Source organism: Variovorax sp. OV084 (assembly GCF_900111625.1).
Classification (GTDB): Bacteria; Pseudomonadota; Gammaproteobacteria; order Burkholderiales; family Burkholderiaceae_C; genus Variovorax.
This window is the reverse complement of the sequence record NZ_FOII01000002.1, coordinates 599,740-625,213: the sequence shown is the minus strand read 5'-3', so window position 1 is coordinate 625,213 and position 25,474 is coordinate 599,740. Positions and strand designations below refer to the sequence as shown.

Here is a 25,474-nt window from a genome sequence, read left to right as displayed (position 1 = left end):
CATCGCTCCATGAACAAGCTGCTCATGCATCCGGCGACCAAGCCGGTCATCTTCTTGCTGTGCCTGCTGCCGTTCGCGCGGCTGGCCTACGGCGCGTTCACGGACGGGCTCGGCGCCAACCCCGCCGAGTTCCTGATTCGCGCCACCGGCGACTGGACGCTGCGCTTCATCTGCATCGTGTTGGCGGTGACGCCGCTGCGCGTCATCAGCAAGTGGAACGCGCTTGCGCGCTACCGGCGCATGCTGGGCCTGTTCGCCTACTTCTACGTGGTGCTGCACCTGCTGTGCTACAGCTGGTTCGACATGGGTTTCGAGTGGGGCGACATTGCCAAGGACATCGCGAAGCGGCCGTTCATCCTGGTGGGCTTCTCGGCCTTCGTGCTGCTGACGCCGCTGGCGGCCACGTCGTTCAATCGCGCGATCAAGGCGATGGGGGCGAAGCGCTGGCAGATGCTGCATAAGCTGGTCTACGTGATCGCGGGCCTGGGCCTGCTGCACTTCTTCTGGATGCGCGCGGGCAAGAACAACTTCGCCGAAGTGTTCGTCTACGTTGCGATCATCGGGGTGCTGCTTGCGTGGCGCGTGTGGAATTTTGCGAGCAAGCGCAAGGCGAAGCCGGCAGCAGGGGCAACAGGCGCGGTGCGCAACAGCGAGAAGCCGCTACGCACCAACTGACAGACGGCAATCAGCCGTCGATCTCGCTGCGCAGCTGGTCTTCCATCGTCTCGCGACGGCGGATCAGCCTGGCGCTGGCGCCACTTACCAGCACCTCGGCGGCACGGCCGCGCGTGTTGTAGTTGCTGGACATGCTCATGCAGTACGCGCCCGCCGACAGCACCGCCAGCAGGTCGCCCGCCACCACGTTGAGCGCGCGGTCGCGGCCGATCCAGTCGCCGCTTTCGCAGACCGGGCCGACCACGTCGTAGGTCGGCGAGTCGCCAGCGCGCGCGCGTACCGGCACGATGCGCTGGAAGGCCTGGTACATCGCGGGGCGCGGCAGGTCGTTCATGGCCGCGTCGACGATGCAGAAGTTCTTGTCCTCGCCGGGCTTGGTGTAGAGCACCTCGGTTACGCACACGCCGGCATTGCCGACCAGCGAGCGTCCGGGCTCGATCACCAGTTTGCGCTGGCCGAAGCCGCGCGCGTCCAGCTTGGCGAGCAACTGCTGCCACAGCGCATCGGCCTTGGGCGGCACTTCGCCGTTGTAGTCGATGCCCAGGCCGCCGCCGAAGTCCAGATGATGGATCGGCACGCCGGCCGCTTCGATTGCCTCGACCAGGTCGAGCACGCGATCGCAGGCGTCGAGGTAGGGCGAGGCTTCGGTGATCTGCGAGCCGATGTGGCAGTCGATACCGACCACTTCCAGGCCCGGCAGCCTTGCAGCATGCCGGTAGGCTTCGACCGCGCGATCGTGCGCGATGCCGAACTTGTTGCCCTTGAGGCCGGTGGAGATGTACGGGTGCGTCTTCGGATCGACATTCGGGTTGATGCGAATGCTGATGGGCGCGCGCTTGCCTTCGGCCACCGCCACTTCGTTGAGCACGTCGAGTTCGGCTTCGCTCTCGACGTTGAAGCAGGCGATGCCGGCAGCGAGGGCTTCGCGCATTTCCGCGCGGGTCTTGCCGACGCCCGAGAAGATGATCTTCTTCGGATCGGCGCCCACGGCCAGAACGCGAGCCAGTTCGCCGCCCGAGACGATGTCGAAGCCGCAGCCTGCTTCCGCGAAAACGCGCAGCACGCCGAGCGACGAATTGGCTTTCATCGCATAGCAAATCAGCGCATCGCGACCTTCGAAGCCGCGCTGGTAGGCCGCCAGGGCGTCCAGCATCCACTGCTTCGAGTAGACGAAAAGAGGGGTGCCGTGCTCGCGGGCCAGCGCGTCGAGCGCAACGCCTTCGACGTGCAGGGCGCCATCGCGTTCTGCGATGTGCGGCTGGCCAGGGAGGGCGGGGGATGTGATATCGGCGCTCACTTGCGCGGTTCCGTGCTGTTGCTGGCCGGTGCGCTGGCCGCGGCGGCCGGTGCACTGGCGGCTGCCGCCGGTGTGGGGGCCGCCTCGCTGGAGGACGATGACCGCAAGCTTTCGGGCGTCATCAGCTGCGGCAACGTGGCTCGTCCGGCGGCGGCAGGATCGGTCGGCAGGTACAGCGCACCGCGCTGTCCGCAAGCAACCAAACCGGCAGCGCCTGCGACGAGGCAGACCATGAGCGCAGCGCGGGCGCGGGTGCTCACTAGAATTTGGCGAACGTTCAACATAGCGAAATTGTAATGACCGACACAGAGTACATGGACCGCGCCGAAGCCGCGCTCGCCGCCATCGAGCAAGGCTGCGACCGCATCAACGATGCGACCGACGCTGACATCGACAACCAGAGGGTGGGCGGGATGATCACGATTTCGTTCCGCAACGGCAGTCAGTTGATCGTGAATCTGCAAAAGCCCCTGCAGGAAATCTGGCTTGCCGCGCGCTCTGGCGGCTACCACTACCGCCATAACGGCCAAGTCTGGGTCGATACCAAGACCGGGGAAGAATTCTTCGGCAACCTGTCGCGCGAGGCGACCCTGCAGGCAGGCCAGCCGCTGGCGTTCGCGGCTGCCTGATTCTGCGTCTCCGCCGTCAGTTGCGGAAAAGATCGAGGATGCGGTTGCGCTCCTCGGGCGGGGCCGGCGGGCTCACCGGGGCGCCGGTCAGGGCTTCCGCTGGCGCCGCAGGCGTGGACTCCACGCCCAGGCTTGCCACGCCGCGTCCCGGCGCGTAGTCGTCGTAGTACCACTCGCCGCCGACGCTCACGATGCCAGACGGCGGGTTGGCCGACAGCTCTGTCACCGGCACGCCCTTGATGGCGGTTTCCATATAGGTGATCCAGATCGGCAGGCTCAGGCCGCCGCCGGTTTCGCGGTCGCCCAGGTTGCGCGGTGTGTCGTAGCCGATCCACGAGATGGCCGTCATGGTCGGCTGGAAGCCGGCGAACCAGGCATCGAGCGAGTCGTTGGTGGTGCCGGTCTTGCCGTAGAGGTCGGGGCGCTTGAGCATGGCCTGCGCCTTGGCCGCGGTGCCGGCGCGAGCCACGGAATTCAGCAGCGTGTCCATGATGAAGGCATTGCGCTGGGGAATGGCGCGCAGCGACTCGTTGAGCAGCGGCGGCTGCTTGTCGACCAGCACCTTGTCCTTGTGGTCGGTGATGCGGGTCACGAGATACGGATTGACGCGGTAGCCGCCGTTGGCGAACACCGAATAGCCCACCGCCATCTGCATCGGCGTGACCGAGCCCGCGCCGAGCGCCATTGGCAGGTAGGCCGGGTGCTTGTCCTTGTCGAAGCCGAAGTTGGTGATCCACTCCTGCGCGTAGCGCGTGCCGATGGACTGCAGGATGCGGATCGACACGAGATTCTTCGACTTCATCAGCGCGGTGCGCATCGACATCGGACCGTCGTAGCCGCCGCCGTAGTTCTTGGGCTCCCAGGGCTGGCCGCCGGTGGTGCCGGCGTCGAAGAAGAGGGGGCCGTCGTTGATGACGGTGGCCGGGGTGAAGCCCTTTTCAAGCGCCGCGGAATAGATGAATGGCTTGAAGCTCGAGCCCGGCTGGCGCCAGGCCTGCGTCACGTGGTTGAACTTGTTCTTGCCGAAATCGAAACCGCCGACCAGTGCCTTGATGGCGCCGTCGCGCGGATCCATGGCGACGAAGGCGCCTTCGACCTCGGGCAGCTGCGTGATTTCCCAGGTGTTCTTGGGCGTCTTCACCACGCGGATGACCGCGCCGCGGCGGATCTTGATATTGGGCGGGGCCTTGTCGGAGAGGCCGGACTGCGCAGGCTTGAGGCCGTCGCCGGTGATCTGCACTGGGTCGCCGTTGCCGCGCACGGCGTCGATCTGCTTGGCAGTGGCCTTGAGCACGACCGCTGCCATCACGTCGCCGTTGTCGGGGTGGTCGCTGAGTGCGTCGTCCACCGCCTCGTCGAGTTCCTTGGCGTCGTTCGGCAGATCGACGAACTTCTCGGGGCCGCGATAGATCTGGCGGCGCTCGTAGTCCATGATGCCCTTGCGCAGCGCCTTGTAGGCTGCCGCCTGGTCGGCCGCGACCAGCGAGGTGTAGACCTTCAGTCCGCGCGTGTAGGTGCTGTCGCCGTACTGGGCGTACATCAGCTGGCGCACGGTTTCCGCGACGTATTCGGCGTGCAGGCGGTTCGGGTCGGCGGCATCGCGCAGATGCAGTTCTTCCTTCTTGGCTTCGGCGGCCTGTTCGGCGGTGATGAAGCCGGCTTCCTGCATGCGGTCGATCACGTAGAACTGGCGACCGCGTGCACGCTGTGGGTTGTTGACCGGGTTGTTCGCACCCGGCGCCTTCGGCAGGCCGGCCAGCATGGCGGCCTGTGCGATCGTGAGTTCTTGCAGCGGCTTGCCGAAATACGCTTCGGAGGCGGCGGCGAAGCCGTAGGCGCGGTTGCCGAGGTAGATCTGGTTCAGGTAGATCTCGAAGATCTGATCCTTGGTGAGCAGGTGCTCCAGCTTGAAGGTCAGCAGTACTTCGTAGATCTTGCGGGTGAGCGTCTTCTCCGAGCTCAGGTAGACGTTGCGCGCCACCTGCATCGTGATGGTCGACGCGCCCTGGCTCTTCACGCGATTCATGTTGGCCAGGCCCGCGCGCACCATGCCCTTGTAGTCCACGCCGCCGTGGTCGTAGAAGCGTGCATCTTCGGCCGCGAGCACAGCGTCTTTCACGACCTTGGGAATGGCGGAAATCGGCGTGAGATTGCGGCGTTCCTCGCCGAATTCGCCGATCAGGGTGCCTTCAGCCGAGAACACCCGCAGCGGCAGCTTGGGCCGGTAGTCGGAGAGTTCGCTGATGTCCGGCAGGTTCGGATACGCGACGGCAAGAGCCACCGCCACCACGCAAAGCACCGCCAGCACACCGGCCGCGGCAATGCCGAACCCCCAGAAGAAAAAGCGCAACAGCCATTTCAGCCAGGTCGGGCGCTTGGGGGGAGGGGTCTTGGCTGGCCCTTTGGGGCTTGAAGTTTCTTGCATGAGGGGCCGGAGAGTCACCGGACATTATAAAAAGCCGTCCTCTTTTCACGATCCGATCTTTGCTGCCCTTGCATCGCCATAATTCAAAAGTTACAAAATGCGGATTTGACGTCAGGTTTTGACAACGCTTCAGGGTTTTGCCCCCCGGCGCTGCTTGGTTGCCGCTACGCCTGCTGCTAGCATGCAACCGAACGCACATTTTTCTATTGGTTACAAATACAGGGGGAGAGGGACTTAACTTGGCTGCTCTTGGATCATTGTTTCGTCGTCAGAACGCTCCCCTGCTTGGGCTGGATGTCAGTTCGTCCAGCGTCAAGCTGGTCGAGCTCGGCCGTGAGGCCAGCGGCAAGCTGGTCCTGGAGCGCTGTGCCATCGAGCCCCTGGAACGTGGCTGGATCACTGACGGCAACGTCGAGAAATTCGACGAGGTGGCGGAAGCCGTCCGGCGCGTCGTCCGCAAGAGCGGCACGCGCACGCGCAATGTGGCGCTTGCACTGCCGCCGTCGGCCGTGATCACCAAGAAGATCATTCTTCCGGGCGGCATGAGCGAGCAGGAGCTCGAGATTCAAGTCGAGTCCGAGGCCAACCAGTACATCCCGTTCTCGCTGGACGAAGTCAGTCTCGACTTCTGCGTCACGGGGCCGAGCGCCACGTCCGCCGGCGACGTGGAAGTGCTGATTGCCGCGTCCCGCAAAGAAAAGGTGCAGGATCGCGAAGGCCTGGCGGAAGCCGCCGGCCTGAAGGCGATGATCCTCGACGTCGAGTCTTATGCATCGCGCCTGGCAACCGCCCGCCTGATCGAGCAACTACCCGGCAAGGGCGTGGATTCGATCGTGGCGCTCTTCGAAGTGGGTGCCTTTACCACCAGCATGCAGGTGCTTCGCAACCAGGAAGTGCTGTATGACCGCGATCAGGCATTCGGCGGCGCCCAGCTTACGCAACTGATCGTGCGCCAGTACGGTTTTTCCGCTGAAGAAGCCGAAGCCAAAAAGCGCAGCGGCGATCTGCCCGACGACTACGGTTCCGGTGTGCTCAAGCCTTTCGTGGAAGGCATCGCGCAGGAAATCGCGCGTGCGCTCCAGTTCTTCTTCACGAGCACGCCGCACAACCGTGTCGACTATGTGTTGCTGGCGGGTGGATCGGCATCGCTGCCGGGCCTGACCAACGCCGTGACGCGACAGACCTCGTTCGCCTGCTCGCTCCTGAATCCCTTCGACGGCATGGACTTCAGTTCGAACATCCGCGAGAAGAAGGTTCGTCGCGAGGCGCCGTCCTATCTGACCTCTTGCGGGTTGGCCATGCGGAGGTTCCTGCAGTGATCCTCATCAATCTGCTTCCGCACCGCGAAGCTGCACGCAAGCGGCGGCGCGAGGCTTTCTTTGGCACATTGGGCGCCGCAGCGGTGCTCGGTCTTCTGATTGCTGGCTTGGGCTACCTCTGGTTCGAGGCCCAGATCGCGGCGCAGCAATCGAAGAACAGCTTCCTCTCGGCCGAGATCAAGAAGCTTGAGGTCGAGATCAAGGAAATCTCGACCCTGCAGGAAGAAATCGCGGCGCTGCGCGCGCGCCAGCAGGCCGTCGAAGACCTGCAGGGCGACCGTAACCTGCCTGTGCACCTGCTCAACGAACTGGTCCGGCAACTGCCCGATGGCGTCTACCTGACCAGCATGAAGCAGGACAACCAGACGGTCACGCTGCAAGGCATGGCTCAGTCGAACGAGCGGGTCTCGGAACTGCTGCGCAACCTGGGCAACAACAGCCCATGGCTCGTGAAGCCGGAGCTGGTCGAAATCACGTCGGCAAACGTGAACCTGAATCCACGCGACCAGCGCCGCGTTGCGAACTTCACGATGCGCATTGGCCTGAAGCGCCCCACCGATGCTCAAAAGGCCGCTGCCGAGAAGGCCTTGGCCGCAACGGCGCAATCCAAGGGGTAACCGATCATGGCAAGCAATCGCCCCTCCCAAAAAATAGATGTCGGCGCTGCGCTGCAGCGTTTCGGCGAACAGTTCCGCGGGCTCAACCCGAACGATCCGTCGATGTGGCCGCCGGTGCCCCGGTACGCGCTCTGCCTGGCGGTCACCGCGCTGGTACTGGTCGCCCTGTGGTTTGTCTGGCTGACCAATTCGAACGACGAGCTCGAAAGCGAGCGTTCCAAGGAAGTTGCGCTCAAGGCCGACTACCAGAAGAAGGTGGCTCAGGCAGCGAACCTCGAACTGCTGAAGAAGCAGCGCGAACAGGTGCAGCAGTACGTGACCCTGCTCGAGAAGCAGTTGCCCAGCAAGGCTGAAATGGACGCCCTGCTGTCGGACATCAATCAGGCAGGTCTTGGCCGCAGCCTTCAGTTCGAGCTGTTCCGTCCGGGGCAGGTATCGGTCAAGGACTACTACGCCGAGCTTCCGATCGCTGTTCGCGTGACCGGGCGGTACCACGACATGGGTGCCTTCGCAGCTGACGTCGCCGGCCTCTCGCGCATCGTGACGCTGAACAACATCACCGTCACCCCGCAAAAGGACAAGGACGTGCTGACGATGGACGCCACCGCACGCACCTTCCGTTACCTCGATGAAGACGAGCGGGCCGCGCAGAAGCGCGCCGCTGCGCCGAAGGCGAAGAAATGAAGATCGCCGCCAAAGTACTGTGGCTGACGATGGCCGCGCTGGGGCTGAGTGCCTGCGACTCGGGCCAGGACGACCTGCAACGCTGGATGGCCGAACAGCGCGCCCAGGTGAAGCCTTCGGTGCCGCCCATTTCCGAGCCCAAAAAGTTCACGCCGCAGGCCTACACCGAAGCCTCGTCGTTCGAGCCTTTCAACATCCTGAAGCTGACGCAGGCGCTGCGCCGCGACTCGAACCAGCCGAGCACGTCGGAGCTGATCGCACCCGAATTGGCTCGCCGCAAGGAGGCGCTCGAAGCCTTCCCGCTCGACTCGATGGCGATGGTCGGCAGCATGAACCGCAACGGCCAGCCAGTGGCGCTGGTTCGTGTCGACAAGCTGCTCTACAAGGTGCGCGTCGGCGAATACCTGGGACTCAACTACGGGCGCATTACCCGTATCAACGAAACCGAAGTCGCCTTGCGTGAAATCGTGCAAGACGCCGCCGGTGAATGGATCGAACGCGTCGCGACGCTGCAGCTGCAAGAGAGTGCGAAATGAACCAAAACAAATCAACGATGGCACAGTGGCTGCGCGCTGCCGGCCTGGGTCTGCTGGCCTTCGGTGCATTGGCCGTGGCCCATGCGCAAAACGCCATCGAGGCCGTGACCAGCTCGACACAGTCCGGTGCGGAAGTGATCCGCATCGACCTTGCGCAGCCGCTCACCGCGGTGCCCGCCGGGTTTGCCGTGCAAACGCCGGCTCGCATTGCGCTCGATTTCCCGGGTGTCACGAACGCCATCGGCCGCTCTGCCATCGAAGTGAACCAGGGCAACCTGCGCTCGGTGAACGTGGTGCAGGCCGGTGAACGCAGCCGGGTGGTGCTGAACCTGAAGCAGGCGACTGCGTACAAGGCCGAGATCCAGGGCAAGTCGCTGCTGGTCATTCTCGAACCGGTGGCCGGTTCGGCGCTTGTCACGTCTGCCGCCACGACTTTCGCTGAAAACCGCAACCGGGACATGTTGCCGTTGCGCGACGTCGATTTCCGCCTTGGCGCCGACAGCACGGGCCGCGTCATCGTCGATCTTCCGAACAACCAGGTCGGTGTCGACGTCAAGCAGCAGGGCAAGAACCTCGTTGTGGAGTTCACCAAGTCGACGCTGCCAGAGGGGCTGCGCCGCCGCCTCGACGTGGCCGACTTCGGAACGCCGGTCCAGCTGATCACCTCGCAGCAATCGGGCGACCGCGTTCGCATGACGATCGAAGCCAAGGGCGATTGGGAGCACAGCGCCTACCAGAGCGAGAACCAGTTCGTGGTCGAAGTCCGCGCCCGCAAGGTCGATCCGACCAAGCTGACGCAAGGCGTCGGCTACAACGGCGAGAAACTGTCGCTCAACTTCCAGAACATCGAAATCCGTTCGCTGCTGCAGGTGATTGCCGACTTCACGAACTTCAACATCGTGACCTCGGACTCGGTGAGCGGCGCGCTGACTCTGCGACTGAAGGACGTGCCCTGGGATCAGGCGCTCGACATCATCATGCAGGCGAAGAACCTGGGCATGCGCAAGAACGGCAGCGTGCTGTGGATCGCACCCAAGGACGAAATCAACGCCAAGGAAAAGCTCGAATTCGAGGCCAAGGCCGCGATCGAGAATCTGGAGCCGCTGCGCACCCAGTCGTTCCAGCTCAATTACACCAAGGCGATTGCCATCGCGCAGGGGTTGACGGGCACGGGTGCTTCATCGGGCGGTGGCGGTGGCGGCGGTACGACGACGCGCATCCTGAGCCCCCGCGGCAGCGTCATCGCCGAGTCGCGCACCAACCAGCTCTTCGTGTCGGACATCCCGTCGCGCCTGGCTCAGGTCACCGATCTGATCCAGAAGCTGGACATCCCGGTTCGCCAAGTGCTGATCGAAGCCCGGATCGTCGAAGCCTCTGACACCTTCGGCAAGTCGCTCGGTGTGCGACTGGGCGGCGGTATCTCGGGCGAGCGCTTTGCCTCGTCCGCTGGGAATCGGGCCTATGGCAACGTTGGCGTAATGCCCGTCGTCACGGCGGGCACCAACGGTGGCGCCAGCACTGCCACCACCACTTGGACTAATTCCAACTTCATCAACCTCCCGGCAGGCGATGCAGGCGGTACCGGCAACGCGGCGGGCACCTTCGCGATCTCGCTCTTCAATTCGAGCTTCTCGCGCATGCTGAACCTCGAAATTTCGGCGCTCGAAGCCGACGGCAAGGGCAAGCTGGTGTCCAGCCCCCGTGTCATCACGGCCGACCAGACCAAGGCGCTGATCGAGCAGGGTGAAGAAATCCCGTACCAGCAGGCCACGTCCAGCGGTGCTACCTCGATCTCGTTCCGCAAGGCGGTGCTGAAGCTCGAAGTCACGCCGCAGATCACGCCGGAAGGCAACATCATCCTGACGCTGGACGTGAGCAAGGACGCCCGCGGCGTGAATACCTCGGCAGGTCCGGCAATCAACACCAAGCACGTGCAGACCGAGGTGCTGGTGGAGAACGGCGGCACGGTCGTCATCGGTGGTATCTTCGAGCTCACCGAAACCAATGACGAATCGCGCGTGCCGGTGCTGGGTGAAGTGCCCTACCTGGGGGCACTGTTCCGCAAGCGCGAACGCGTTGCCAACAAGACCGAAATGCTCGTCTTTATCACCCCGAAGATGATTACCGACCGCAACGCCGCGCGCTGACGCGCGGGCGTAGCAGCCACCGCGTGGCGGTCGCACTCGTCGGCTTGCCCGGCGCCGGAAAATCCGCAGTGGGCCGGCGCCTGGGGATGCGGCTGGACCTTCCGTTCATCGACACCGATCACGTGATCGAGCAGCGCATAGGCTGCTCGATCCGCGATTACTTCGAGCGCGAGGGCGAAGTAGCCTTTCGGGATCTCGAGCAAACTGTGATCACTGACCTGGCCGCCAATGCCCAGGGCGTGCTGGCGACCGGAGGCGGCGCGGTGCTGCGGGAGGCCAACCGCACCCAGTTGCGCGATCACTTCCACGTGATCTACCTGCGCTCCTCCCCCGAGGACCTGTTCCGGCGCCTGCGCCACGACGTCAAGCGGCCCCTGCTGCAGGTGGCCGACCCGCTGGGCCGGCTGCGCGAACTGCACGATGCGCGTGACCCGTTCTATCGGGAAACGGCCCACGACGTGGTCGATACAGGCCGCCCGTCGATCGCCACGCTGGTGAACATCATCGTGATGCAGCTCGAATTGGCAGGTGTCGTCGAGCCGGGCGCCCACCCCGAAGAGCCCCCCGCCTGAGCCCGCCCGGGCCGCCAGCGCCTAAACTCGCTGCCCATGTCCTTGCCCGTACTTTCCGCTTCGCCAGAACGCGTCGACATCCAGCTCGGCGACCGCAGCTATCCGATCCTGATCGGTGCCGGCCTGCTGGACGATCCCCAGAGCTTTGCTGTCACGCCCGCCGCGGCCACGGCCCTGATCGTCAGCAACACCACAGTGGCGCCGCTTTACGCCAAGGCGCTGCAGACTGCCCTGGCGGGCCGTTTCCGTACCGTGCACTTGCTCGAGTTGCCCGACGGCGAGGTCTACAAGAACCTGCAGACCCTGAACCTGATCTTCGACGACCTGCTGGGCCATGGCAGCGACCGCAAGACCGTGTTGTTCGCCCTGGGCGGTGGCGTGGTGGGCGACATGACCGGCTTCGCCGCCGCCAGCTACATGCGCGGCGTGCCTTTCGTGCAGGTGCCGACCACGCTGCTGGCGCAGGTCGATTCCTCGGTCGGCGGCAAGACGGCCATCAACCACCCGCTCGGCAAGAACATGATTGGCGCGTTCTACCAGCCGCAGCTCGTCGTGTGCGATCTGTCCACGCTGCAGACGCTCCCCCCACGTGAACTGAGTGCCGGCTTGGCCGAAGTCATCAAGTACGGCCCGATCCACGACATGGCGTTCTTCGACTGGATCGAGGCGAACATCGACGCCCTCGTTGCGCGGGATCCGGCCGCGCTGGCCTACGCCGTCAAGCGCAGCTGCGAGATCAAGGCGCTGGTGGTCGGCCAGGACGAGCGCGAAACCGGCCTGCGCGCCATCCTCAATTTCGGCCACACCTTCGGCCACGCGATCGAATCGGGCCTCGGCTATGGCGAATGGCTGCACGGCGAGGCCGTCGGCTGCGGCATGGTCCTGGCGGCGCACCTGTCGCAGCGGCTCGGGGGCGTCGATGTTGCATTCGTCGAGCGGCTCACGCGCCTGATCGAGCGCGCCGGCCTGCCGATCGTCGGCCCCGCGCTGGGTGCCGAACGCTATCTGGAGCTGATGCGCGTCGACAAGAAATCGGAAGCCGGCGAGATCCGCTTCGTGCTGATCGACCGGCCCGGCTCCGCCGTGGTCCGCAGCGCGCCCGACGCGCTGGTGCGCGAAGTGCTCGCGCAGTGCTGCGCGGGATGAGCCTCGCGGCCTATGCCTGCCTGCCCGCGCAGTCGCGCGGCCGTCGGCATGCCGAGCCGCCCGCGCCCACGCGCGATGCCTTCCAGCGCGACCGCGACCGCATCGTGCATTCCACGGCCTTTCGCCGGCTGGTCTACAAGACGCAGGTGTTCCTGAACCACGAGGGCGACCTGTTCCGCACCCGGCTCACGCACTCGCTGGAAGTCGCCCAACTGGGCCGTTCGATCGCCCGTGCCCTGCGGATCAACGAAGACCTGGTCGAGGCGATTGCCCTGGCGCACGACCTGGGCCACACGCCCTTCGGCCATGCGGGCCAGGACGCGCTCAACGACTGCATGGCCGGGCATGGTGGCTTCGAGCACAACCTGCAGAGCCTGCGTATGGTCGATGCGCTGGAGCACCGCTACCCTCAGTACGACGGACTGAATCTCAGCTTCGAGACCCGCGAGGGCATCCTCAAGCACTGCTCCCGCGCGAATGCGGAGCGTCTGGAGGCGGCCGAGCCCAACGGCGTGGCCCGGCGGTTTCTCGACCGTACGCAGCCGGGGCTCGAGGCGCAGCTGTGCAACCTCGCCGACGCCATCGCCTACAACGCCCACGACATCGACGACGGCGTGCGCTCGGGGCTCATCAGCGTCGAGCAACTGTCCGAGGTCGAGCTGTTCGAGCGCCATCGTCGTGAGGCGCTTGCCGAGCATCCGCAGTTGCAGGGCCGGCGCGTGCTCTACGAAACCATCCGGCGCATGCTGAGCGCGCAGGTCTACGACGTGATCGACGCGACGCGCGCGGCGCTCGAAGCCCTCGCGCCGGTCGATGCCGACGCGGTGCGCAAGGCCCCGCCGGTCGTCGCGTTCAGCGGCACCATGCAGGCCCAGTCGGAAGACCTCAAGCGTTTTCTCTTCCACAACCTCTATCGGCACCCGCAGGTCACCCAGACCACCGATCAGGCGCGTGACGTGGTGCGGGAGCTGTTCGAGGCCTATCTCGAGCGCGGTGCCGAAATGCCAACTTCCTTCGCCGAGCGCGGCGACAGGCACCGAGCCGTGGCCGACTACATCGCCGGCATGACGGACCGTTTCGCTGTGCGCGAGCACGAGCGGCTCACCGGCCGCCGGGTGATCGCGTGAGTTCCGTCGCAGCACGTCCGCGCGTTCCCGCCGCGGCCTTCGCCGTCCTGCTGGGCGGCGTCAGCGGGGCCTTGCATCTGGGCAAGCTGCCGCCTGCCGTGCCGGCGCTGCAGGCATCGCTCGGCATCGGCCTGGTCGAGGCGGGATTCCTGTTGTCACTGGTTCAGGTCGCGAGCATGACCCTGGGGCTGCTGGTCGGGCTTGCGGCAGACACCATCGGTCTGCGCCGCAGCATGCTGACGGGGCTGTTCGTGCTGACGGTCGCGAGCCTGCTGGGTGGCCTGGTCGGCACCAGCGCGGACGGTGGTGTGCATGCTGTGCAATGGCTGCTTCTGCTGCGCGGCATCGAAGGCATCGGCTTTCTGCTGGCGGTCATGCCGGGACCGGGGCTGATCCGTGCCTTGACCCCGCCGGGCGCGGACAAGGCAGCGCTGGGCCTCTGGGGCGCCTACATGCCGCTCGGCTTGGCCCTTGCGCTGCTGCTTGGGCCCGCCCTGATCGCCTGGGGCGGTTGGACGGGCTGGTGGTGGGCGCTGTCGGTCGTGTCGGCTGGTGCTGCGCTCTGGGTGTGGACGGTCGTGCCTGGTGATCGCACCCGCCAGGCGGCGGCAGGCCAGCCCAGCGAAGGCTGGTCATCGCGCCTGCGCGCCACTGTCGGTGCGCGCGCCCCCTGGCTGGTTGCGCTGACGTTCGCCGTGTACTCGTCACAGTGGATGGCTGTCATCGGCTTCCTGCCCGCCATCTATGCGGGTGCGGGCGTGCCGGCTGCCTGGAACGCGGTGCTGACTGCGCTCGCGGCCGCCATGAACATCGTCGGCAACATCGCCGGTGGCCGCTGGCTGCAGCGCGGCGTGGCGCCGGAGCGTTTGCTGCAGCTCGGTTTCCTGACGATGGCGCTGGGCGGCGTGGCCGCGTTCGCGCAAGCAGGGCAGGGCGCCGACGCCCTGGGCCTGCCGCCCGTGCTGCGCTACATCGCCGTCTGTGCGTTCTCGCTGGGCGGTGGCATGGTGCCGGCCACGCTGTTCCTGCTGGGGGTGCGGCTGGCACCCGGGCCCACCACCGTGTCGACGACCGTCGGCCTCATGCAGCAGGCGTCGTCGCTTGGCCAGTTCCTGGCTCCGCCCGCGGTAGCGTGGCTGGCCCACCGCGTTGGCGGCTGGCACTGGACCTGGACGGCCACGCTGGCCTGTTCGCTGGCCGGCATGGCGATCGCTCGGCGCCTGGGGCGGATTCGCCCTGCGGCGGAGATGGCATGACCCATCCGACGACAATTGCAGCCGCCCAGGCCGAAGCCGACACGCGGCGTTGGCTCGAACGCGCGGTGATCGGCCTCAACCTGTGCCCCTTCGCAAAAGCCGTGCACGTGAAGGCACAGATCCACTACGCCGTGTACGAACCCGCCGAAGCTGCCGACCTGATGGACGCGCTGCTGGCCGAAGCCAAAGACCTCGCAGCGCTCGACGCCGCCGTGCGCGACACCACACTTCTGATTGCACCGAATACCTTGGCCGATTTCCTGGACTTCAACGATTTCACGGCGCGTGCCGAACGCCGGCTTGCGCGCGCCGGTTTCGACGGCGTGCACCAGCTGGCAAGCTTTCATCCGCAGTTCCAGTTCGCCGGCACCGAAGCCGACGACCTCGGCAACGCCACCAACCGCGCGCCATACCCCACGCTGCACCTGCTGCGCGAGGACAGCGTGAGCCGCGCGGTCGAGGCGTTCCCCGAGGCGGAGGCCATCTTCGAGCGCAACATCGACACGCTCGAAGCGCTGGGGTCCGATGGCTGGGTAGCTCTCGACGTCGGCCCCGGGAGCGCCAGGCCATGAACACCAAAGCCGCATCGAAACCGGTGACGAAGACGAACAAAGCCGCCAAGGCTGATGCCGAACTGGCCGAAGCCCTGCGCCCTGGCCAGTCCGTCGAGCTGCTCAAGGAACTGCACATCCTCACCCGCGAGGGGCGCCTCAACCAGGACTCGCGGCGCAAGCTCAAGCAGGTCTACCACCTGTTCCAGTTCATCGAGCAACTGCTGCGCGAGCTGCCGGAAGAGGGCGCAGGCGCAACGCTGGCCGATCATGGCGCGGGCAAGTCGTACCTCGGCTTCATCATCTACGACCTGTTCTTCCGGGCACGGCAGGGCAGCAGCGGCCATGTCTACGGCATCGAGACGCGCGGCGAACTGGTCGAGCGCTCGCGCGCGCTGGCGCAGCGGCTGGGCTTCGACCGCATGTCGTTCCTGAATCTCACCGTGGCCCAATCGGCGCAGGCAAGCGAACTGCCGGAGCAGATCGACGTGGTCACCGCGCTGCACGCCTGCGACACCGCCACAGACGACGCCATCGCCTTCGGCCTGGCCAAGAAGGCGCGCTGCATGGTGCTCGTGCCTTGCTGCCAGGCCGAAGTGGCCGCCTGCCTGCGCGAAACCAAGGCGCTGGCGCTTTCGCGCACGCCGCTGGCCGAGCTGTGGCGTCATCCGCTCCACACGCGCGAAATCGGCAGCCAGCTCACCAACGTGCTTCGCTGCCTGTATCTCGAAGCCAACGGCTACAGCGTCACCGTGACCGAACTGGTCGGCTGGGAGCACAGCATGAAGAACGAACTGATCCTGGCGCGCTACACCGGCCAGCGCAAGGCGAGCGCAGCGACGCGGCTGCGCGAGTTGCTGGCGCAGTTCGGGCTCGACACGCTGGGCGACACGCGCTTCCGTCTCGCCTGAGCGCCGGCGCGCAACTCGCGTCTGCAGACCCCATGGCCCGTCTTCCCCGCCTCACGCTGGCCGACATGCCGCACCACGTGATCCAGCGCGGCAACAACCGCCAGCCGATCTTCATGGACCGCGCGGATCACGAGAAGCTGCTCGCGCTGCTGGCCGAAAACGCCACGCGCTTCGGTATCGCGCTGCACGCCTATGTGCTGATGGACAACCACTTTCATCTGCTGGCCACGCCCAACAGCACCACCGGCCTGCCGCAGTTCATGCAATCGGTAGGCCGCAGCTATGTGCGCTACTTCAACGACCGCCACGGCCGCAGCGGCACGCTGTGGGAGGGGCGCTACCGGTCGACGTTGATCCAGACCGACCGCTATCTGCTGACCTGCATGGCCTACATAGACCTCAACCCGGTGCGGGCGGGCATGGCGGCCGATGCGCGCGACTTTCCATGGTCCAGCCACGGCCACTACGCCGGCCTGCGGCATGACCGGCTGCTGACGCCCCATCCGCTGTACTGGGAGCTCGGCAACACGCCGTTCGCGCGGGAGGCTGCGTATGTCGAGTTGGTGCGCGGCGGGGTACGCGCGGCCGACCAGAGCGCGCTGACCGAAGCCACTTTGCGCGGCTGGGCTGCCGGTGACGACGATTTTCTCGATGGTCTGCAGAAGTCCACCGACCGCCGCGTGGTCAAAGCCAAGGCCGGCCGGCCGCCTTCGAACACCTCATCCTGAGCTGAAAAGCAGCGCCAATCTATTGTGCCGCCTGGTCTTTTTGCTCCTGTTTTTGATATGTCCCTAATTTAATTCCGAGAAGAAAGCTCAACATTTAATAAGAATCTGACCCCTATTAAAGTGTTTGGCATTCTTTGTGCATCGCAATATGCTCCCTTTCCCTGCGAAAACTGAAGGAGCGCGCCCATGACGACGGCTGCCGAGATTCAACATCTCCAAGAACACGGTCTGTATTCCGGTGCCGACGAGCACGATGCCTGCGGCGTCGGCTTCGTTGCACACATCAAGGGCGAAAAAAGCCATGCCATCGTGCTGCAGGGCTTGAAGATCCTCGAAAACCTCGACCATCGCGGCGCCGTGGGCGCTGACAAGCTGATGGGCGACGGCGCCGGCATCCTGATCCAGCTGCCCGACCACCTGTACCGCGAAGAAATGGCGAAGCAGGGCGTCACGCTGCCCCCGCCGGGCGAGTACGGCGTCGGCATGATCTTCCTGCCGAAGGAACACGCCTCGCGCGAAGCCTGCGAACAAGAGATGGAACGCGCCATCAAGGCCGAAGGCCAGGTGCTGCTCGGCTGGCGCGATGTGCCGGTCAACCGCGACATGCCCATGTCGCCCACCGTGCGCGAAAAGGAACCGCTGCTGCGCCAGGTCTTCATCGGCCGCGGCAACGACGTGATCGTGCAGGACGCGCTGGAGCGCAAGCTCTACGTGATCCGCAAGACCGCCAGCGCCAACATCCAGCGCCTGAAGCTCAAGCACAGCAAGGAATACTACGTTCCCAGCATGTCGAGCCGCACTGTGGTCTACAAGGGCCTGCTGCTGGCCGACCAGGTCGGTACCTACTACCTCGACCTGCAGGACAAGCGCTGCGTCTCGGCCCTGGGCCTGGTGCACCAGCGTTTCTCGACCAACACCTTCCCCGAGTGGCCGCTGGCCCACCCGTACCGCTACGTCGCCCACAACGGCGAAATCAACACGGTCAAGGGCAACTACAACTGGATGAAGGCCCGCGAAGGCGTGATGTCGTCGCCGGTTCTGGGCGCCGACCTGCAGAAGCTGTACCCCATCAGCTTCGCCGGCCAGTCCGACACCGCCACCTTCGACAACTGCCTCGAGCTGCTGACGATGGCCGGCTACCCCATCAGCCAGGCCGTGATGATGATGATTCCCGAGCCCTGGGAACAGCACGCCACCATGGACCCGCGCCGCCGCGCGTTCTATGAATACCACGCCGCCATGCTCGAGCCGTGGGACGGCCCTGCTTCCATCGTCTTCACCGACGGCCGCCAGATCGGCGCCACGCTCGACCGCAACGGCCTGCGCCCCTCGCGCTACTGCGTGACCGACGACGACCTGGTCATCATGGCGTCTGAGTCCGGCGTGCTGCCCGTGCCCGAGCAGAAGATCGTGCGCAAGTGGCGCCTGCAGCCCGGCAAGATGTTCCTGATCGACCTGGAGCAGGGCCGCATGATCGACGACGAGGAGGTCAAGGCCACCCTCGCCAACAGCAAGCCCTACAAGCAGTGGATCGAGAACCTGCGCATCAAGCTCGACAGCGTGAAGGCCGAGCCGGTCTCCGCGCCGCTGAGCCAGGTCGCGCTGCTCGACCGCCAGCAGGCCTTCGGCTACACCCAGGAAGACATCAAGTTCCTGATGAGCCCGATGGCCCAGGCCGGCGAAGAAGGCATCGGCTCCATGGGCAACGACAGCCCGCTGGCCGTGCTCTCGAGCAAGAACAAGCCGCTGTACAACTACTTCAAGCAGCTGTTCGCGCAGGTGACGAACCCGCCGATCGACCCGATCCGCGAAGCCATCGTGATGTCGCTGGTGTCCTTCATCGGCCCCAAGCCCAACCTGCTGGACATCAACCAGGTCAACCCGCCGATGCGGCTCGAAGTGAGCCAGCCGATCCTCGACTTCGCCGACATGGCGAAGCTGCGCGACATCGGCAAGTACACGCAGGGCAAGTTCAAGAGCTACGCGCTCGACATCACCTATCCGCTCGCCTGGGGCGACGAAGGCGTCGAGGCCAAGCTGGCCTCGCTGTGCGCCGAAGCGGTGGACGCCATCAAGGGCGGCCACAACATCCTGATCGTGAGCGACCGCGGCGTGAGTCCGACGCAGGTGGCCATTCCCGCCGTGCTGGCCCTGTCGGCCGTGCACCAGTACCTCGTTCGCGAAGGCCTGCGCACCACCGCCGGCCTCGTCGTCGAAACCGGGTCGGCGCGCGAAGTGCATCACTTCGGCGTGCTGGCGGGCTACGGCGCCGAAGCCGTGCACCCCTACCTCGCCATGGAAACGCTGGCGGCCATGCACGCCGACCTGCCGGGCGACCTGAGCGCCGACAAGGCGGTCTACAACTACGTCAAGGCCATCGGCAAGGGTCTGTCGAAGATCATGTCGAAGATGGGTGTCAGCACCTACATGAGCTATTGCGGCGCGCAGCTGTTCGAAGCCATCGGCCTGAACAGCGAGACGGTGAACAAGTACTTCACCGGCACCGCCAGCCGCGTGGAAGGCATCGGCGTCTTCGAGATCGCCGAAGAAGCCATCCGCATGCACAAGGCCGCTTTCGGCGACGACCCGGTGCTCTCCAACATGCTCGACGCCGGCGGCGAATACGCTTGGCGCACGCGCGGCGAAGAGCACATGTGGACGCCCGACGCCATCGCCAAGCTGCAGCACAGCACGCGCTCCAACAACTGGAACACGTACAAGGAATACGCGCAGCTCATCAACGACCAGAACCGCCGCCACCTCACGCTGCGCGGCCTGTTCGAGTTCAAGATCGATCCGGCCAAGGCCATTCCGGTGGACGAAGTCGAGTCGGCCGCTGACATCGTCAAGCGCTTCGCTACCGGCGCGATGTCGCTCGGCTCGATCAGCACCGAGGCGCACTCCACGCTCGCCATTGCCATGAACCGCATCGGCGGCAAGAGCAACACCGGCGAAGGCGGTGAGGACCCGGCGCGCTACCGCAACGAGCTCAAGGGCATCCCGATCAAGCTGGGCGACACGCTCAAGAGTGTGATCGGTGCCGAGAACGTCGAGGTCGACCTGCCGCTGAAGGACGGCGACTCGCTGCGTTCGCGCATCAAGCAGGTGGCATCGGGCCGCTTCGGCGTCACGGCCGAGTACCTGCATTCGGCCGACCAGATCCAGATCAAGATGGCGCAGGGCGCCAAGCCGGGCGAGGGCGGCCAGCTCCCGGGCGGCAAGGTCACCGAGTACATCGGCAAGCAGCGCTATGCCGTGCCGGGTGTGGGCCTCATCTCGCCGCCGCCGCACCACGACATCTACTCGATCGAAGACCTGGCGCAGCTCATTCACGACCTGAAGAACACCGCGCCGCACGCCAGCATCAGCGTGAAGCTGGTGAGCGAGATCGGCGTCGGCACCATCGCAGCCGGCGTGGCCAAGTGCAAGAGCGACCACGTCGTGATCGCCGGCCATGACGGCGGCACGGGCGCCTCGCCCTGGTCGTCGATCAAGCACGCTGGCAGCCCGTGGGAAATCGGCCTGGCCGAAACGCAGCAGACGCTGGTGCTCAACCGCCTGCGCAGCCGCATCCGCGTGCAGGCCGACGGCCAGATGAAGACCGGCCGCGACGTCGCCATCGGCGCGCTGCTGGGCGCCGACGAGTTCGGCTTTGCGACCGCGCCGCTGGTGGTCGAGGGCTGCATCATGATGCGCAAGTGCCACCTGAACACCTGCCCGGTGGGCGTGGCCACGCAAGACCCGGTGCTGCGCAAGAAGTTCTCGGGCAAGCCCGAGCACGTCGTCAACTACTTCTTCTTCGTTGCGGAAGAAGTGCGCCAGATCATGGCCCAGCTCGGCATCCGCAAGTTCGACGACCTGATCGGCCGCGCCGACCTGCTCGACATGCGCAAGGGCATCGAGCACTGGAAGGCTTCGGGCCTGGACTTCAGCCGCCTGTTCGCACTGCCGAACGTGCCGGCCGACGTGCCGCGCTTCCATGTCGAGAACCAGGACCACGGCCTCGACAAGGCACTGGACGTCAAGCTCATCGAGAAGTCGCGTCCCGCCATCGACAAGGGCGAGAAGGTGCAGTTCATCGAGGTGGCGCGCAACGTCAACCGCTCGGTGGGCGCCATGCTCTCGGGCGCGCTGACCAAGGTGCATCCGCAGGGCCTGCCCGACGACTCGATCCGCATCCAGCTCGAAGGCACGGGCGGCCAGTCGTTCGGCGCCTTCCTGGCGCGCGGCATCACGCTGTACCTGATCGGCGACGCCAACGACTACACCGGCAAGGGCCTCTCGGGCGGCCGCGTGGTGGTTCGCCCCAGCCTCGACTTCCGCGGCGAAGCGGTGCGCAACACCATCGTCGGCAACACCGCGCTGTACGGTGCGACCACCGGCGAGGCCTACCTGTGCGGCGTGGCCGGCGAGCGTTTTGCGGTGCGCCTGTCGGGTGCCACGGCGGTCATCGAAGGCACCGGCGACCACGGCTGCGAATACATGACCGGCGGCACGGTGGCCGTGCTCGGCAAGACGGGCCGCAACTTCGCGGCCGGCATGAGCGGCGGCGTTGCTTTCGTCTACGACGAAGACGGCCAGTTCGCCACGCGCTGCAACCTTTCGATGGTGTCGCTCGACAAGGTGCTGACCTCGGCCGAGCAGACCGCGAGCGTGCATCGCAAGATCTGGCACGGCGGCGTCACCGACGAAGCGCAGCTGAAGAAGCTGCTCGAAGAGCACCACCGCTGGACCGGCAGCAAGCGCGCACGCGAGCTGCTCGACAACTGGGCCGTGTCGCGCACGAAGTTCGTGAAGGTGTTCCCGAACGAATACAAGCGCGCGCTGGCCGAGCTGCACGACCGCAAGGTCGAACTCACCAGCAGCGGCAACAACGCGCACATCGGCCTCGAGCCGCACGCGCTGGCCCCCGCACCGCAAACGGCCCCGGCCGCAGCTTGAAGATCAACCAAAACAGAATGAATCCCTGTACGGCATGCAGCGCGTGAAACAGTCACAGCCCCTTCGGGGAACACCGCGGAACCGGCTTTGCCGGGCCGCTGGTGTTGCCCCCTTGAGGGGGGAGGCGGCTACACGCAGTGAGCAAGCAACGGGGGTGTAAAGGAATCACGATGGGAAAGATCACCGGCTTCATGGAGCATGAGCGTGTCGAAGAGGGCTACAAGCCCATCGAAGAGCGCGTCAAGCACTACAGGGAATTCGTCGTCGGCCTGGACACCGAACAGGCCAAGGTGCAGGGCGCGCGCTGCATGGACTGCGGCACGCCGTTCTGCAACAGCGGCTGCCCGGTCAACAACATCATTCCGGACTTCAACGACCTCGTGTACCGCAACGACTGGCAAAACGCCTTCGCGGTGCTCGACTCGACCAACAACTTCCCCGAGTTCACCGGCCGTATCTGCCCCGCGCCCTGCGAGGCAGCCTGCGTGCTCAACGTGAACGACGACGCGGTCGGCATCAAGTCGCTGGAGCACGCGATCATCGACCGCGCCTGGGACGAAGGCTGGGTGGCGCCGCGCGTCGCCAAGCACAAGACCGGCAAGAAGGTGGCGGTGGTGGGTTCGGGCCCGGCCGGCATGGCGGCTGCGCAGCAACTCGCGCGCGCCGGCCATGACGTGACGCTGTTCGAGAAGAACGACCGCATCGGCGGCCTGCTGCGCTACGGCATCCCCGACTTCAAGATGGAGAAGTCGCACATCGACCGCCGCGTCGAGCAGATGAAGGCTGAAGGCGTGACCTTCCGCACCGGCGTGATGGTCGGCGCCGCGAAGGACCCGCTGGGCAAGGGCTCCAAGGTCACGAACCTGGCCAAGGAAACCGTCACGCCCGAGCAACTGCAGAAAGAATTCGATGCCGTGCTGCTCACGGGCGGTGCAGAGCAATCGCGCGACCTGCCGGTGCCCGGCCGCGACCTCGACGGCATTCATTTCGCGATGGAGTTCCTGCCACAGCAAAACCGCGTCAACGCGGGCGACAAGGTCAAGGGCCAGTTGCGCGCCGACGGCAAGCACGTGATCGTCATCGGCGGTGGCGACACCGGCTCCGACTGCGTGGGCACCAGCAACCGCCATGGCGCGGTCAGCGTCACGCAGTTCGAGCTGATGCCCCAGCCGCCCGAGGAAGAAAACCGCCCGCTGACCTGGCCGTACTGGCCGATCAAGCTGCGCACCAGCTCCAGCCATGAAGAGGGCTGCGAGCGCGAGTTCGCGATTTCCACCAAGGAATTCATCGGCGAAAAGGGCAAGGTCACCGGCCTGAAGACCGTTCGCGTCGAATGGAAGGACGGCAAGATGCAGGAAGTGGCCGGCAGCGAGCAGATCCTCAAGGCCGACCTGGTGCTGCTCGCGATGGGCTTCATCAGCCCCGTTGCCACCGTGCTCGACGCCTTCGGCGTGGAGAAGGATGCCCGCGGCAACGCCAAGGCCACGGTCGACTTCATCGGCGGCTATGTCACCAACATTCCGAAGGTTTTTGCTGCCGGCGACATCCGCCGCGGACAGTCGCTGGTGGTGTGGGCCATTCGTGAAGGCCGCCAGGCCGCGCGCTCGGTGGATGAGTTCCTGATGGGGTTCAGCGACCTGCCGCGCTGAATTTTGTTTCAATTTCGCGGGGCCGGTCACGGCCCCGTTATCATCCGCGTCAAACCGCATGCCGGGATGCTTGAAAAAGCGCCCCGGCTTTTTTATTGAGATGGACCCAGCCGCACCACTGCCACATCCCTTCGTAGAGTTCCGCGACGTCAAGTTCGGCTATGGTGCACGCGCCATCCTCGACGGCGTTTCGTTCTCCGTGCCGCGAGGCAAGGTAACGGCCCTGATGGGGGCATCGGGCGGTGGCAAGACCACCGTGCTGCGCCTTATCGGCGGGCAGCAGAAGGCCCAGCGCGGCGAGGTGCTCTTCGACGGCCACGATGTCGGCAAGTTCGATGCAACCGCGCTCTACGCGGCGCGGCGCCGCATGGGCATGCTCTTTCAGTTCGGCGCGCTGTTCACCGACATGACCGTGTTCGACAACGTGGCGTTTCCGCTGCGCGAGCACACACAACTCTCCGAAGCGCTGGTACGCGACGTGGTGCTCATGAAGCTCGACGCCGTCGGCCTGCGCGGTGCCCGCGACCTGATGCCCAGCGAGGTGTCGGGCGGCATGGCGCGGCGCGTGGCGCTGGCGCGTGCCATTGCGCTCGACCCCGACCTCGTGATGTACGACGAGCCTTTCGCGGGGCTCGACCCGATCTCGCTCGGCACCGCCGCGCGCCTGATCCGCCAGCTCAACGACACGCTGGGGCTCACCAGCATCATCGTGTCGCACGATCTCGAAGAAACCTTCCGCATCGCCGACCACGTGATCATCCTGGCCAACGGCGGCATCGCTGCACAGGGCACGCCCGACGAAGTGCGCCACAGCGCCGACCCGCTGGTCCATCAGTTCGTCAATGCGTTGCCCGACGGGCCAGTGCGTTTCCATTACCCGGGCGTCAGCATCGAGGACGACTTCGGCAATGTCGAAGGAGGGCGCTCATGAGCTGGTGGAAGCCTGCCGACGTCGGCTTCGGCGTGCGCCGCCATCTGGCCAACCTGGGCTATGGCGCGAAGCTGTTCATGCGCCTGGTCGGCCCGGGCGCGCAGATCATGCGCCGCTTCGGGCTGGTGCGTGACCAGATCCATTTTTTGGGCAACTACTCGCTCGCGATCATCGGCGTGTCGGGGCTGTTCGTGGGCTTCGTGCTCGGGCTGCAGATGTACTACGCGCTGCAGCGCTACGGTTCTTCCGAAGCGCTCGGTCTGCTGGTCACGCTGAGCCTGGTGCGCGAGCTCGGGCCCGTGGTGGCGGCCTTGCTGTTCACCGGGCGCGCAGGCACGTCGCTCACCGCGGAGATCGGTCTCATGAAGGCCGACGAGCAGCTGAGCGCCATGGAGATGATGGCGGTCGACCCGGTGCAGCGCATCCTCGCGCCGCGCTTCTGGGCCGGCGTCATCACCATGCCGCTGCTGGCGGCGGTGTTCAGCGCGGTCGGCATCATGGGCGGCTACGTGGTGGGCGTGCTGATGCTGGGCGTGGACCCGGGCGCGTTCTGGGGCCAGATGCAGGGCGGCGTCGACGTGTGGCGCGACGTCGGCAACGGCGTCATCAAGAGCATCGTCTTCGGTTTCACCGTGACCTTCATTGCGCTGCTGCAGGGCTATGAGGCCCAGCCCACGCCCGAAGGCGTGTCGCGTGCGACCACGCGAACCGTGGTGTCGGCATCGCTGGCGGTGCTGGGGCTGGACTTCCTGCTCACCGCCATGATGTTCAGTATCTAAAGAGGCTCGGCCTCCATCGTTCTAGACAGAGAGTCAAACCATGCAACGTTCCAACAACGACATCTGGGTCGGCCTGTTCGTCCTGATCGGCGCTGCGGCGCTGCTGTTTCTCGCGCTGCAGTCGGCCAACCTGCTGAGCCTGAATTTCCAGAAGACCTATTCGGTGACCGCGCGCTTCGACAACATCGGCGGGCTCAAGCCGCAAACCGCTGTGAAGAGCGCGGGGGTTGTGGTCGGCCGCGTGGAGTCCATCTCCTTCAACGACAAGTCCTTTCAGGCCGACGTCACGCTGGCTTTGCAAAACCGCTACAGTTTTCCCAAGGACAGTTCGCTCAAGATCCTGACCAGTGGCCTGCTCGGCGAGCAGTACATCGGGATCGAGGCGGGCGCCGAGGACAAGAACTTGCAGGCCGGCGACACCATCACCTCGACCCAATCGGCCGTGGTGCTTGAAAACCTGATCAGCCAGTTTCTGTACAGCAAGGCAGCCGAAGGCAATTCGACGCCTGGAACAGCCAACAAGAAATGAAAACACGATCTTTTTTGTCTTCTGC

General features: G+C 65.4%; 22 protein-coding genes. 19 read left to right on the top strand and 3 right to left on the bottom strand.

What is annotated here, in order from left to right; all coding sequences use genetic code 11:
• Nucleotides 1–9 precede the first annotated feature (9 nt).
• A complete protein-coding gene (locus BMW87_RS09260) occupies nt 10–675 on the top strand; it encodes a protein-methionine-sulfoxide reductase heme-binding subunit MsrQ (RefSeq protein ID WP_093075891.1) in 666 nt (221 codons plus the stop codon).
• A gap of 10 nt (nt 676–685) precedes the next feature.
• On the opposite strand, the gene lysA is transcribed toward BMW87_RS09260, so the two are convergent.
• Nucleotides 686–1,972 carry a diaminopimelate decarboxylase gene (gene lysA / locus BMW87_RS09255; protein WP_093075889.1) on the bottom strand — a complete coding sequence of 429 codons (1,287 nt, stop codon included), beginning with the start codon at nt 1,970–1,972 and terminating at the stop codon, nt 686–688.
• Entirely contained in the window at nt 1,969–2,256 is a 288-nt protein-coding gene (locus BMW87_RS09250; protein ID WP_093075888.1) for an LPS translocon maturation chaperone LptM, read from the bottom strand. Before BMW87_RS09250 ends, lysA begins: the two co-directional genes overlap by 4 nt.
• 12 nt (nt 2,257–2,268) lie before the next feature.
• On the opposite strand from BMW87_RS09250, the gene cyaY reads away from it, so the two are divergent.
• Complete coding sequence (gene cyaY, locus BMW87_RS09245) at nt 2,269–2,601, top strand: iron donor protein CyaY (RefSeq protein WP_093048527.1); 333 nt, start codon at nt 2,269–2,271, stop codon at nt 2,599–2,601.
• Nucleotides 2,602–2,617: 16 nt separating this feature from the next.
• On the opposite strand, the gene BMW87_RS09240 is transcribed toward cyaY, so the two are convergent.
• The gene (locus tag BMW87_RS09240; RefSeq protein ID WP_093048530.1) at nt 2,618–5,026 is read right to left on the bottom strand and encodes a penicillin-binding protein 1A; all 2,409 of its coding nucleotides are present in this window, start codon (nt 5,024–5,026) and stop codon (nt 2,618–2,620) included.
• A 239-nt stretch (nt 5,027–5,265) separates the two neighbouring features.
• On the opposite strand from BMW87_RS09240, the gene BMW87_RS09235 reads away from it, so the two are divergent.
• The 17 genes from BMW87_RS09235 to mlaD all read left to right on the top strand — a co-directional run bounded on the left by BMW87_RS09235 (nt 5,266) and on the right by mlaD (nt 25,449).
• Complete coding sequence (locus BMW87_RS09235; protein ID WP_093048533.1) at nt 5,266–6,345, top strand: pilus assembly protein PilM; 1,080 nt, start codon at nt 5,266–5,268, stop codon at nt 6,343–6,345.
• On the top strand, nt 6,342–6,962 hold the full coding sequence (locus tag BMW87_RS09230) for a PilN domain-containing protein (RefSeq protein ID WP_093048536.1): 621 nt from the start codon (nt 6,342–6,344) through the stop codon (nt 6,960–6,962). Before BMW87_RS09235 ends, BMW87_RS09230 begins: the two co-directional genes overlap by 4 nt.
• Before the next feature lie 6 nt (nt 6,963–6,968).
• On the top strand, nt 6,969–7,646 hold the full coding sequence (locus BMW87_RS09225) for a type IV pilus inner membrane component PilO (protein ID WP_093075886.1): 678 nt from the start codon (nt 6,969–6,971) through the stop codon (nt 7,644–7,646).
• Complete coding sequence (locus BMW87_RS09220; protein ID WP_093048542.1) at nt 7,643–8,182, top strand: pilus assembly protein PilP; 540 nt, start codon at nt 7,643–7,645, stop codon at nt 8,180–8,182. The genes BMW87_RS09225 and BMW87_RS09220 overlap by 4 nt, the downstream gene beginning before the upstream one ends.
• Nucleotides 8,179–10,329 carry a type IV pilus secretin PilQ gene (pilQ, locus tag BMW87_RS09215; protein ID WP_093075885.1) on the top strand — a complete coding sequence of 717 codons (2,151 nt, stop codon included), beginning with the start codon at nt 8,179–8,181 and terminating at the stop codon, nt 10,327–10,329. The genes BMW87_RS09220 and pilQ overlap by 4 nt, the downstream gene beginning before the upstream one ends.
• A gap of 23 nt (nt 10,330–10,352) precedes the next feature.
• The gene (locus tag BMW87_RS35450; RefSeq protein WP_093075883.1) at nt 10,353–10,901 is read left to right on the top strand and encodes a shikimate kinase; all 549 of its coding nucleotides are present in this window, start codon (nt 10,353–10,355) and stop codon (nt 10,899–10,901) included.
• Nucleotides 10,902–10,937: 36 nt separating this feature from the next.
• Complete coding sequence (aroB, locus tag BMW87_RS09205; protein WP_177192750.1) at nt 10,938–12,047, top strand: 3-dehydroquinate synthase; 1,110 nt, start codon at nt 10,938–10,940, stop codon at nt 12,045–12,047.
• Nucleotides 12,044–13,174: a deoxyguanosinetriphosphate triphosphohydrolase gene (locus BMW87_RS09200; RefSeq protein WP_093075882.1), complete on the top strand. Its 1,131-nt coding sequence runs from the start codon at nt 12,044–12,046 to the stop codon at nt 13,172–13,174. The genes aroB and BMW87_RS09200 overlap by 4 nt, the downstream gene beginning before the upstream one ends.
• Nucleotides 13,171–14,430 carry an MFS transporter gene (locus tag BMW87_RS09195; RefSeq protein WP_093075880.1) on the top strand — a complete coding sequence of 420 codons (1,260 nt, stop codon included), beginning with the start codon at nt 13,171–13,173 and terminating at the stop codon, nt 14,428–14,430. Before BMW87_RS09200 ends, BMW87_RS09195 begins: the two co-directional genes overlap by 4 nt.
• Nucleotides 14,427–15,002 carry a DUF1415 domain-containing protein gene (locus BMW87_RS09190; RefSeq protein WP_093075878.1) on the top strand — a complete coding sequence of 192 codons (576 nt, stop codon included), beginning with the start codon at nt 14,427–14,429 and terminating at the stop codon, nt 15,000–15,002. The genes BMW87_RS09195 and BMW87_RS09190 overlap by 4 nt, the downstream gene beginning before the upstream one ends.
• Nucleotides 14,999–15,892 carry a class I SAM-dependent methyltransferase gene (locus BMW87_RS09185; RefSeq protein ID WP_093075877.1) on the top strand — a complete coding sequence of 298 codons (894 nt, stop codon included), beginning with the start codon at nt 14,999–15,001 and terminating at the stop codon, nt 15,890–15,892. Before BMW87_RS09190 ends, BMW87_RS09185 begins: the two co-directional genes overlap by 4 nt.
• 32 nt (nt 15,893–15,924) lie before the next feature.
• Complete coding sequence (locus BMW87_RS09180; RefSeq protein WP_093075875.1) at nt 15,925–16,620, top strand: transposase; 696 nt, start codon at nt 15,925–15,927, stop codon at nt 16,618–16,620.
• Nucleotides 16,621–16,806: 186 nt separating this feature from the next.
• On the top strand, nt 16,807–21,561 hold the full coding sequence (locus BMW87_RS09175; RefSeq protein ID WP_093048563.1) for a glutamate synthase-related protein: 4,755 nt from the start codon (nt 16,807–16,809) through the stop codon (nt 21,559–21,561).
• Between the two features lie 170 nt (nt 21,562–21,731).
• Nucleotides 21,732–23,210: a glutamate synthase subunit beta gene (locus tag BMW87_RS09170; RefSeq protein WP_093075874.1), complete on the top strand. Its 1,479-nt coding sequence runs from the start codon at nt 21,732–21,734 to the stop codon at nt 23,208–23,210.
• A gap of 100 nt (nt 23,211–23,310) precedes the next feature.
• On the top strand, nt 23,311–24,141 hold the full coding sequence (locus tag BMW87_RS09165; protein ID WP_256216705.1) for an ABC transporter ATP-binding protein: 831 nt from the start codon (nt 23,311–23,313) through the stop codon (nt 24,139–24,141).
• A complete protein-coding gene (mlaE, locus tag BMW87_RS09160; protein WP_093048571.1) occupies nt 24,138–24,920 on the top strand; it encodes a lipid asymmetry maintenance ABC transporter permease subunit MlaE in 783 nt (260 codons plus the stop codon). Before BMW87_RS09165 ends, mlaE begins: the two co-directional genes overlap by 4 nt.
• 40 nt (nt 24,921–24,960) lie before the next feature.
• The gene (mlaD, locus tag BMW87_RS09155) at nt 24,961–25,449 is read left to right on the top strand and encodes an outer membrane lipid asymmetry maintenance protein MlaD (RefSeq protein WP_093048574.1); all 489 of its coding nucleotides are present in this window, start codon (nt 24,961–24,963) and stop codon (nt 25,447–25,449) included.
• Nucleotides 25,450–25,474 lie beyond the last annotated feature (25 nt).